The sequence below is a fragment of the Kitasatospora griseola genome, from assembly GCF_014648555.1.
In the GTDB taxonomy this organism is placed as follows: Bacteria; Actinomycetota; Actinomycetes; order Streptomycetales; family Streptomycetaceae; genus Kitasatospora; species Kitasatospora griseola.
In genome coordinates this window covers 34,136-43,560 of record NZ_BMRI01000031.1, presented here as the reverse complement: position 1 = coordinate 43,560, position 9,425 = coordinate 34,136, and the positions used below count along the sequence as shown (strand labels likewise).

Genomic DNA, 9,425 nt, shown 5'->3' with positions numbered 1-9,425 from the left:
TGTCCGGCGGTGCGACGGCCGGGCGGTCGGCGGCGCCGCGCACGGTGGTGCGGTCCGCGTCGAGGCCGAGGGCGGGCAGCAGTTCGGCGAGCGCGTTCTCGACCGCGTCGGCGACCAGTTGACGGGCCGTCGCCGCCGGGCGCTGTCCGTCGCCCGCCGTCGCCGCGTCCTCCAGCCGGGGCGAGGCCAGCCAGCGCAGCACGATCGCCGCGCCGTCCGGCCGCAGGTGGACGCCGGGCCCGTGGCCGCCGTGCGCGACCGGCAGGCCGGCCAGCAGCAGGGCCTCCGTCACCCGGTCCGCCAGCGCAGGATCCAGTTCCGATGTGACCTCAGTGGTGAGCGTGTCCACCCCGACCCCTCCTCCGCGGCGCGGGCGGTCCGTGCCGCCCCGCGGAGAGGGTATCCATGGACATGCAAACTTCAACAGAGTCCCGGAACAGTTCGCGGACGGGTCGGCGCGGTCACCCGGGGAGCGGGCCGCAGAGCAGGTTGCCCGGGTCGGCGGGATTGTCGCTGATCCAGAACTGGGCCCACAGCAGGGCGAATTCGGAACGGCCGAGGTAGCCGTCGCCGTCCCGGTCGAGCAGCGCGAAGACGTCGGCGGTGTCGACCTCCTGCCCGTGCCAGGTGTCGACCAGCCGGCGGTGCTCGGCGCGGGAGATCCGGCCGTCGCCGTTCTCGTCGACCGCGTCGAAGACCGCGTCGGAGGTGGCGTTGACGTAGTCGAGCATCGCGGGCAGCCGGTCCACCATGGCGAGGACCTCGTCCAGGCCGACCCTGCCGCCGCCGTCGCGGTCGGCGGCTGCGGACAGGTGGTCCCACCAGCCGAGCATCACCTCCGAGACCCGGCCCGCCAGTTCCGGATCGCCGGCCACCCGGGGCAGCCGGTGCCAGCGGGCGGCGAGGTCCTGGAAGTCGGCCTGGTCCAGATGGCCGTTCCGGTCGGTGTCGAACGCCAGGAACATGCCGGTGAGCTTGCTGCGCTGGAACTCGCTGACCAAGGGAATCCGCCTCTCTCGGGGGTGCACTGCCGTGATCCTTTTCCCGTCGACCGGTTCCTGCACCGGCGCACCGCGGTGCGGCGCCGGGCCCGCCGCGCTCCGGGGGCGTGCGGGCGGGGCCGCACGCGGGCACCCTTTCGAGGCGGGCCCGGGCGGTGGAGCGGATCGATGAACGCCGCCGCTATTGCTCGTTCATTGCAGGTTTATTGCCAGGCCGCACAGTGGTGACACGGCCGACGGAGAGACCGGAGGCCGCCTCCAGGGGGGAGAAAACAACCATGGGGACTTACGTTCGCATCGCCGGCGCCGTCACGGCCGCCGCCGCGCTCACGCTCGCGCTGACCGGCACGGCCTCTGCCACCACCACCACCACCGAGACCGCGAAGGCGTCTGCCGCGCCGGCCGTCACGAGTGCCGCCCGCAGCACTGTCGTCAAGCTGAACAACTGGACCGGCTGCACCCTCACCCGCGAGAACTGGTGGCTCTCGCACGGCATCTGGACCTTCGACCCGCCGGTGCACATCTACAACGGGCAGCAGGGCAGCTGGGCCTCCGAGTCGAACGGCTTCGCGACCGGCACCGAGGGCTACGCCCGGTTCTTCGCCGACAACTGCGCCAACCCGGTCCTGAACAGCCGGAGCATCCAGGTCCACTGGAACAACCCGTACGTGGGCTCCAACAGCTACGACTCCAACGGCACCGACACGAAGTTCTACGTCCCGCAGCCGGCCGGCGGCGGCGGCAACAACGCCACCGCCGAGTTCTCCGCCTGGGGGCTCTGACCGCTCCCGCAAGGGAACGGCAGGTAACGGCAAGGGTGCGACAGGCGCGGTCCCGGGTGTGGGTGGGGCCGGAGTGGGCAGATATGGCAGGTCCCTGATCAATTCCGATGGATGATCAACTCCGTTGGGGAGGCCGCCAGATGAAGCGCAAGTCCTGGGCGCTGCTCACCGCCCTGTCCACCCTGCCGCTCGCGCTGTCCACCACCGCGGTGGCCGCCGAACCGGCGGCCGCCGCAGCCACCGCCGGCGCCGGGTGCGTGTACTCGCCCGCGGTGCCGGCGGACAACTTCAAGGGCATCCCGGTGTTCGACGCGAAGAAGGCAGCCAAGCCGTACAGCGCCACCCTGCGCACCACCCAGGGGACGATCACCTTCAAGGCGCTGACCGACAAGGCCCCGTGCACCACCTTCTCGTTCCGGTTCCTCGCCGAGCGCGGCTACTTCGACCGCAGCCACTGCCACCGCCTCACCACCCAGCGCCTGTACGTCCTGCAGTGCGGCGACCCGACCGGCACCGGCAGCGGCGGCCCCGGCTACTCGTTCCCCGACGAGAACCTCGAAGGGGCGACCTACCCGGCCGGCACCGTCGCGATGGCCAACGCGGGCCCGGACACCAACGGCAGCCAGTTCTTCATCGTCTGGAAGGACACCAAGCTGCGGCCCAACTACACCCCGTTCGGCCAGATCACCGGCGGACTCGACGTGCTGCAGAAGATCGCCGCCGGCGGCGAGGACGACCAGAACGCGCCCGGCGACGGCTTCCCGAACCTGCCGGTGAACTTCCGCAAGGTCAGCATCTCCGGCCACTGAGCAGGCCGGTGCGGCCCGTCGCCGTGCGCGGCGGGCCGCCTCGCCACGTCACCGTTTCCCTGCACAGGGGTTGACGCACCGTCGGCGGCTCCGGGTAGCTCCCGACGGTTCTCGCGGCCACCCGGCCGCGACCGGCGGCGAGGGGGCCACGAATGCGCTGTTCGGGAATCGCCTGGACCGGCTCCGGCTTCGAGGTCGCAGTGCTCGACGAGAACGGCCGCGCCGCCGCCCCGCCCACCCGGTTCGCGGCCGGGCGGATCCGCGCACTCACCGAGCATCTGCTCGGCCTGCAACGGGAGTTCGCCGCCACCGGCGAGTGCCTGCTGACCGTGATCGACTCCACCAACGGCATACTGGACGGCGGCCTGATCGACGCCGGCCTGACCCTGTACCGGGCCGACCCGTGGGTGCTGCCGCCGCGTCCCGCGTTCGGCTCCGTCCGGGCCGAGGACCTCGCCGCCGCCGCGCTCCGCGACCCGGACGCGGTGGTCCGGCTGACCGTCGAGACCGGCACGTTCGGCGACCGCGCGGTGCAGATGGCCGCCGACATCGACGCCAGCATCCCCGCCCTGGAGCGGATGCGCCGCGCCGGCCGCTGCCTGGTCTCCGGCCACCGCGAACGCCCGGTGGTCGCCCTCACCTTCGACGACGGCCCCAACCCGCCCTACACCGGCCGGATCCTGGATGTCCTCGACCGGTACGCCGTCCCCGCCACCTTCTTCTGCGTCGGCCTGCACGCCCTCGCGCACCGCGCCGAACTCGAACGGATGGCCGCCGCCGGCCACCAGATCGCCAACCACTCCTGGTCCCACCCCTACCTGCCCGACCTCGGCAGGCACGAGGTGCTCGCCCAACTGGAGCGCACCGACGAGGCGATCGCCCGAGCCGTCGGCGGCGACGGCCCGCGGATGTTCCGGCCCCCGTACGGCTCCCGCACGCCCGACGTGCTGCGCTGGCTCACCGAGGGCGACACCACCGTGGTGCTGTGGGACGTCGAACCGACCGACTGGGCGCGGCCCGGCGCCGAAGCCATCACCCGGGCCGTCCTGGAACAGACCCGCCCCGGCTCGGTGATCCTGCTGCACGACGGCGGCGGCGACCGCTCGCAGACCGTGGACGCTCTGCCGGGCGTGATCGAGGGCCTGCTCGACCGCGGCTGCACCTTCGCCCGGGTGGACGGGCTGCCGGCGGCCTGACTGTCCGTCAGGCCGCCCGGATGCTCGGACTGCGGGGCGTCAGGCCGTGGTCGGAACGCGCCCGGCCTTCTGCGGGCCGGCCTGGGAGCCGAGCCCGGCCGCCACCTGACAGGCCGTGTTCGCGATCGGAGCGGGAATGAGTCCGCTCAGCAGATCGACGCACGCACCGACATCGCCCCCCGCCGCGAGCGAGCACGCCTCCTCCGCGAGGGACGCCGGTACCCCCGCCTGGACGGCCGCGGTGACACACTGCTGGGCCGACGCGTGGGCCTCGGGCGCGACGGCCAGGATCCCGGCCAGCGGCAGCAGTGCGGTGGCACCGGTGAGGGCCATGGAAGTCAGAAGTCGCCGCACGGGCTTTCCTCTCTGTCGTGGCGTCACCCGGGGCGGGCGAACGCTCCTGGGGGTATCCAGCGCCCTCGCCCCGCTCCGAGCCGGACGCCGCGACAACCGACTCGCCCCGACGGCGGACGCCCGTACCTCCGACGGCCGGATGAGCAGGCGGGTGCGGCGGTGGTGGGCGGTACGGCCCGGGGAGGTGGGGTTCCTGGTGGTCGGACTGCCGGCGGCGGTGCTCGGCGGGGCGTGCGCGCTGGCCGCGCTGTACGCCGGGGTGCTGCTGTCGCTGACGGTCGTCGGGCTGCCGGTCGCCGCGCTCGCGCTGGCCGGGGCCCGTCGACTGGGCGCACCACAGCGGTGGTTGACGGGGCGCATGCTCGGCGAGAACGTCCCCGCGCCGGGCCCGGCCGCCCGGCCGGACGGCGCCGTCGCCCGGATCGGGGCCGCGCTCGCCGACACCGTCGCCTGGCGCACCCTCGGCCACCTGCTGCTGCGCCTGCCGCTCGGCGTGCTCGGCCTCGCCGTCGTCCTGCTGCCGCTGGGCTGCGGCTGGCTGCTCGGATTCCCGCTGTGGCTGCGCCTGTTGGAGGACGGCCCGCACCCCGCGACCCTGCTGGACGTCGCCGCCCCGCTGCTCGGGCTCGTCCTGCTCGCCCTCACCCCGCCGCTGCTCCGCCTGGCGGCCGACGCCAACCGGTACCTGGCCCGCCACCTGCTCGGACCGGCCCGCACCCAGCAGCGCGTCGAAGACCTGGAGGCTGCTCGGCACACGCTGCTCACCACCGGCGCCGAGCGGCTGCGCCGCCTCGAACGCGACCTCTACGACGGAACCCAGGCCCGACTGGTCGCCCTCGCCATCACCCTCTCGCTCGCCGACGACACCCTCACCGACCGCACCGACCCCCGGCTGCGCACCCTCCTCGACCGCGCCCGAACCCAGACCGACGACACCATCGCCGAACTGCGCACCCTCACCCAGGGCCTGCGCCCCACCGGCCTGGACGGCGGTCTCGCCGAAGCCCTGCCCGCCCTCGCCGCGGGCTGCGCCGTACCCGTCACTCGGCGTCGACCTGCCCGAGCGGCCGGACGAGGCGGTCGAACAGGCCCTCTGGTACTGCGCCGCCGAGCTGCTCACCAACATCAGCAAGCACAGCGCCGCGAGCGCCGCCCGACTCACCGTCACCACCGCCGCCGCCCGGATCCGCCTCACCGTCCACGACGACGGCCGCGGCGGCGCGAGCGCGGCCCCCGGCCACGGCCTGCACGGCCTCGCCGAACGCCTCGCCGCCGTCGACGGAACACTGCGGATCAGCAGCCCGCCGGGCGGTCCGACCGCCGTCACGGCCGAACTGCCGGGTCGACTGTGAGGGTCAGCAAGGAAGTTCGGTGTTACGTTGATCTGCTTTGCTCCGGTCGGAAGGAAAGCGGATGGACATCCCCACCTTGCACGGCGGCTTCCTCGACGAGGTCCTCCCGCGCATGCGGCAGGACCGGCGGTTCGTGGGCGTGGCGCTCACCGGATCGATCGTGGCAGGAGACTGCGACGAGTACTCGGACGTGGACCTGGTGCTGGCCGTCGACGACGCGGCGTACGACGCGGTCGTGCGGGAACGGTTGGCGCTGATCGGCTCCTGGACCTCGCTGGTGGCCGGCTTCACCGGGGAACACGTCGGCGAGCCCCGGCTGATCGTCACGCTCGTCGGGCCGCCGCTGCTGCACGTGGACTTCAAGTTCGTCCGGGCCTCCGACTTCGCCGAGCGGACCACGGACCCGGAGATCCTCTGGGACCGGGACGGCCTGCTGGTCGAAGCCCTCGCCGAACGGCCTCTGGTTTCCTCGGAGTTCGACCTCCAGTGGATCGAGGACCGGTTCTGGGTCTGGGTGCACTACGGGGCGACGAAGCTCGGCCGCGGAGAACTGTTCGAGACCATCGGCTTCCTGTCCTACCTGCGCGACACCGTCCTCGGCCCGCTGGCCGCCCACCGCGCGGGCGCGGACCCGCGCGGTGTACGCCGCCTGGAGAGCGTCGCCCCCGAAGCGGCGCACGCCCTCCGGGCCACCCTGTGCGGCTACGACCACTGGGAGGCCGGACAGGCGATCCTCGCCGCCGCCGAGCTCTACCGCCGGTGGTCCGAAGAGGTCGGCGGAACGACCGTCGAACGGCGCCACCACGCGGAGAAGCTCGCCTTGCAGTACCTTCACGAGGTCATCGAGGAAGTCTCGGGGGAAGTCTCCGCGGAACGGTGAGAGTGCACGAGCAGACCGGAGTGACGGAGTCCGATCCGGACCGGGATCCGGACGAGCACGTGCGGTACGCGTGCTACCGGCGGGCGTTCGCCGACGTGGCGCCGGAGGGCGGGGCCGGGCTGGTCGCGCGGGTGTTGACCGATCCTGATGGGGCGATGGCCGGCAGTGCAGTCCGCGGGTATCTCGACCGGCGGGCCGTAGAGCTGTTCACGGACCCCGGGTATCCCGCCTGGCGTGCGGAGATGGCCGAGGTCGTGGCGGCGAACGACTTTATCTCCCGGCGGCTGCGCGAGTGGACCCTGCTGCGGGCGGCGGCGGTGGGCGAGCCGTGGGAGGTCGACGAGCTGCTCACGGCGACCAACTGGTGCCGGCTCCGTGCCGCCGAGACCTCGACGGCCGGCGCCGTCCTCGCGGCACTGGTCGAGGGCGGACGCGCCAAGCGCATTCGCAACGCCGCCAAGTTGATGACAGGGAAAGTGAAATGATGACTCGTCAGGAGATCTCGGCGAGGTAGGCCAGTACGGCCAGGACCTGGAGGTTGTCGGCCGGGGAGGCGTGCAGGTCGAACTTGGTGAAGACCGCGGCGACGTGCTTCTCCACCGCCCGCTCGATCACCGAGAGCCGTTCGGCGATTGCGCGGTTGGAGCGGCCCTCGGCCATCAGGGCCAGCACCTCGCGCTCACGCGGCGTCAGTTCGTCGACCGCGCCGTGCCGCCCGCCGCGACCCGATGCAGGGCGTCGACGAACTCCGAAGTGCGGGCCACCCGTTCCTTCAGCAGGTAGCCGAGGCCGGCCGCGCCGTCCGCGAGCAGGCGGGTCACCCAGCCGGTCTCCAGGTGCTGAGAGGACACCAGCACGCCGACCTCCGGCCAGGACCGCCGGATCCGCAGCGCCGCCCGCACCCCCTCGTCGGTGTGTGTGGGTGGGCGGCATCCGGACGTCCACCACTGCCACCTGCGGGCGGTGCTCCGCGACCGCCGCGAGCAGTTCCTCGCCGGTGGCGACGGCCGCCGCCACCGCCAGGCCGCGCACCGTCAGCAGCTCCGTCAGGCCGTCCCGCAGCACCGCCGAGTCCTCGGCCAGCACCACCCGCAGTCGATCGTCCGTCATTCGATCATTGTGGGGTACGGTCGACCGCTTCCTGCTCGGAGCTGCTCGCTCGTCAGCCGGCCAGCGCCCGGTCGAGGTCAGCGCGGGCGGTGGGTGAGCGACCAGGCGGTGGTGTCGAGGTGGAGGACACGGTCGGCACGGGCGGCCTGGGAGGGGTGGTGGGTGATGGTGAGGAGGGCGCCCGGGCGGGTGCGGAAGGCCTGGTCGATGCGGAGTTCGGCGGTGGCGTCGAGGTGGCTGGTCGCCTCGTCGAGGATGGTGAGCGGGGCCGGGCTGAGGTAGGCGCGGACCAGGGCGACGAGTTGGCGTTCACCGGGGGAGAGGGCGGCGGGACCGACCGCGCCGTCGAGGCCGCCGTGACGGTCCGTCAGGGCGGCGGCGCCGAGGTCGTGCAGGGCCTGGCGGAGGCGGGCGGTCGGCAGGGACGGGTCCGGCCAGCGGAGGTTCTCAGCGAGAGTGCCGGTGAACAGGTACGGCTCCTGCGGGAGCAGCATCCGAAGGGCGGCGAGCGCGGCGGGGGAGAGCTGCGCGGCGGGCAGTCCGGACAGCAGGACGTGGCCGCGGTCCGGGTGGAGCAGCCCCGCGGCGAGCGCGCCGAGCGTCGACTTGCCGGTACCCGACGGCCCGACGACGGCGAGGTGCTCGCCGTCCCGGAGCGTCAACCGGAGGTCGCGCAGCACCGGTTGGGCGTCGCGCCCCCACGCGAAGTCGACGCCGCGCAGTTCGAGGGCCGGTGGGCGGGGCCGCCGTCGGACGGGGGACGGGGGTGCGACGGCGGGCTTCTCCTCCTCGGACGCGGCGGTGGTGGCGAGCCGTTCGGCGGCGACGGTCAGTCGCAGCCAGGACGGCCCGAGGCCCTGGACCAGCAGCCGCAGGGCCGGCTCCAGGGTGCCCAGCAGGTAGGCGAGGGCGCCGAGCAGCGCACCCGGGCTCAGGCCGCGGTGGAGCAGCGTCGGGGCGGTCAGGCTCAGGACCGCGAGCGGGCCACGGGCGCCCAGCGCGACCAACAGGTGCCGGGTGGCGGCGAGTCGGGCCAGCGCCCGCCCGGCAGCCTCGTTCGCTGCGACATCGGACAGCACCCGGTCGACCGCCTGCTGCTCCGCCCCGCAGGCGGTCAGGTCGCGCAGCGCCGTCATGGTGCGCAGGGCGGAGGCGGTGAGTTCCTCCTCGGTGGTGAAGAGCTCGCGCTGGCGGCGGGCCATCCGGGGCGTGAGGGCGGCGAAGGCGGCGATCGAGAGCAACAGGGGCGCGCAGATCGGGACGAGTGCGCCGGGCGCGAGCGCGGCGGTGCCGGCCACGACGGCGACCAGGGTCAGGGCGAGATGGGACACCAGCAGCAACTGCCCGGCCAGGCTGTCGCGCACCGCCTCGACCTGGCGGGTGATCCGGGCGACCGCGACGGCCGCCGTGTCCGGATCGGGACGGGTGGCGGCCGTCTGCCGGAGCGCACCGTCGGCCGTCGCCCGCAGCAGGCGGTCCCGGGCAGGCTCGACGATCCGGGCGAGCGGACGGTAGGCGTTGCGGGTCCCCCACGCGGAGACGGCCGCCGCGGCGGCGAACAACGCCAACCAGCCCCAGCCGGTGGCCGGTTGGCGGGCGAGGAACCCCCGGTCGACAGCCAGCGCGAGGGCCTTCCCCGAGAGCGCCGCGGGTGCGGCGGACAGCACCGTCCAGCCGGCGAGCTTCCAGAGCTCCGGCAGACTGCCGGCCAGCGCGACACGCAGCAGCGCGAGACCCGGCCGGGACGGGGGCGCGCCGGACTGCCGCGACGGAGGCAGGGTGTCGGGCCGGCGGGGTGCCGGAGGGTGCGGCGGGCGGGGTGCGGTGAGTGGGTGGGTTCGGTCGGGTGAGGTCATGGTGTGGGCCCCGTGGGGTCGGTGGTGAGGAGGGCGCGGTGGGCGCGGTGGGCGGGGGAGGGCCGCGGGGGCTGGTGCGGGGGGA

10 protein-coding genes and 2 pseudogenes are annotated in these 9,425 nt (G+C 73.9%); 7 read left to right on the top strand and 5 right to left on the bottom strand.

Going from position 1 to position 9,425, the window contains the following annotated elements; genetic code table 11:
• Together IEZ12_RS28930 and IEZ12_RS28925 are read right to left on the bottom strand one after the other, a co-directional pair.
• Positions 1–349: hypothetical protein (locus IEZ12_RS28930; RefSeq protein ID WP_229848230.1), on the bottom strand; the 349-nt coding region annotated here is incomplete at its 3' end.
• Positions 350–461: 112 nt separating this feature from the next.
• The gene (locus tag IEZ12_RS28925) at positions 462–1,001 is read right to left on the bottom strand and encodes an EF-hand domain-containing protein (protein ID WP_189276027.1); all 540 of its coding nucleotides are present in this window, start codon (positions 999–1,001) and stop codon (positions 462–464) included.
• A 278-nt stretch (positions 1,002–1,279) separates the two neighbouring features.
• Between IEZ12_RS28925 and IEZ12_RS28920 the strand changes: the two genes are divergently transcribed.
• The 3 genes from IEZ12_RS28920 (at position 1,280) to IEZ12_RS28910 (ending at position 3,788) form a co-directional block, all read left to right on the top strand.
• Positions 1,280–1,783, top strand: coding sequence for an aegerolysin family protein (locus IEZ12_RS28920; RefSeq protein WP_189276025.1), 504 nt, complete (start codon positions 1,280–1,282; stop codon positions 1,781–1,783).
• Between the two features lie 140 nt (positions 1,784–1,923).
• Positions 1,924–2,592: a peptidylprolyl isomerase gene (locus IEZ12_RS28915; RefSeq protein WP_189276023.1), complete on the top strand. Its 669-nt coding sequence runs from the start codon at positions 1,924–1,926 to the stop codon at positions 2,590–2,592.
• A gap of 152 nt (positions 2,593–2,744) precedes the next feature.
• Positions 2,745–3,788, top strand: coding sequence for a polysaccharide deacetylase family protein (locus IEZ12_RS28910; RefSeq protein ID WP_189276021.1), 1,044 nt, complete (start codon positions 2,745–2,747; stop codon positions 3,786–3,788).
• Between the two features lie 39 nt (positions 3,789–3,827).
• Here the strand turns inward: IEZ12_RS28910 and IEZ12_RS28905 are convergent, their stop codons facing one another.
• Positions 3,828–4,121 (bottom strand): hypothetical protein, encoded by a 294-nt coding sequence (locus IEZ12_RS28905; RefSeq protein ID WP_189276020.1) that lies wholly within the window; start codon positions 4,119–4,121, stop codon positions 3,828–3,830.
• Here IEZ12_RS28905 and IEZ12_RS39305 point away from each other — a divergent pair.
• The 4 genes and pseudogenes from IEZ12_RS39305 to IEZ12_RS28890 all read left to right on the top strand — a co-directional run.
• Positions 4,120–5,067, top strand: a pseudogene (locus tag IEZ12_RS39305) (sensor domain-containing protein); the annotation flags it as partial. The gene IEZ12_RS28905 and the pseudogene IEZ12_RS39305 sit on opposite strands and share 2 nt — an antisense overlap.
• Positions 5,068–5,197: 130 nt before the next feature.
• Positions 5,198–5,494, top strand: coding sequence for a sensor histidine kinase (locus IEZ12_RS40705; protein ID WP_373295545.1), 297 nt, complete (start codon positions 5,198–5,200; stop codon positions 5,492–5,494).
• 139 nt (positions 5,495–5,633) lie between these two features.
• Positions 5,634–6,374, top strand: a complete 741-nt coding sequence (locus tag IEZ12_RS28895) for a nucleotidyltransferase domain-containing protein (RefSeq protein WP_505744223.1) — start codon at positions 5,634–5,636, stop codon at positions 6,372–6,374.
• A 2-nt stretch (positions 6,375–6,376) separates the two neighbouring features.
• Positions 6,377–6,859, top strand: a complete 483-nt coding sequence (locus tag IEZ12_RS28890) for a hypothetical protein (RefSeq protein WP_189276016.1) — start codon at positions 6,377–6,379, stop codon at positions 6,857–6,859.
• A 7-nt stretch (positions 6,860–6,866) separates the two neighbouring features.
• Here IEZ12_RS28890 and IEZ12_RS28885 read toward each other — a convergent pair.
• A pseudogene (locus tag IEZ12_RS28885) lies at positions 6,867–7,484 on the bottom strand (response regulator transcription factor).
• Between the two features lie 77 nt (positions 7,485–7,561).
• The gene (locus tag IEZ12_RS28880) at positions 7,562–9,340 is read right to left on the bottom strand and encodes an ATP-binding cassette domain-containing protein (RefSeq protein ID WP_189276014.1); all 1,779 of its coding nucleotides are present in this window, start codon (positions 9,338–9,340) and stop codon (positions 7,562–7,564) included.
• Between the last annotated feature and the right edge of the window lie 85 nt (positions 9,341–9,425).

Bases quoted from the DNA above. Each gene is read 5' to 3' on its own strand.
- IEZ12_RS28880 (WP_189276014.1), bottom strand. From the start codon at position 9,340: ATGACCTCACCCGACCGAACCCACCCACTCACCGCACCCCGCCCGCCG.
- IEZ12_RS28920 (WP_189276025.1), top strand. From the start codon at position 1,280: ATGGGGACTTACGTTCGCATCGCCGGCGCCGTCACGGCCGCCGCCGCG.
- IEZ12_RS28905 (WP_189276020.1), bottom strand. From the start codon at position 4,121: ATGGCCCTCACCGGTGCCACCGCACTGCTGCCGCTGGCCGGGATCCTG.
- IEZ12_RS28910 (WP_189276021.1), top strand. From the start codon at position 2,745: ATGCGCTGTTCGGGAATCGCCTGGACCGGCTCCGGCTTCGAGGTCGCA.
- IEZ12_RS28915 (WP_189276023.1), top strand. From the start codon at position 1,924: ATGAAGCGCAAGTCCTGGGCGCTGCTCACCGCCCTGTCCACCCTGCCG.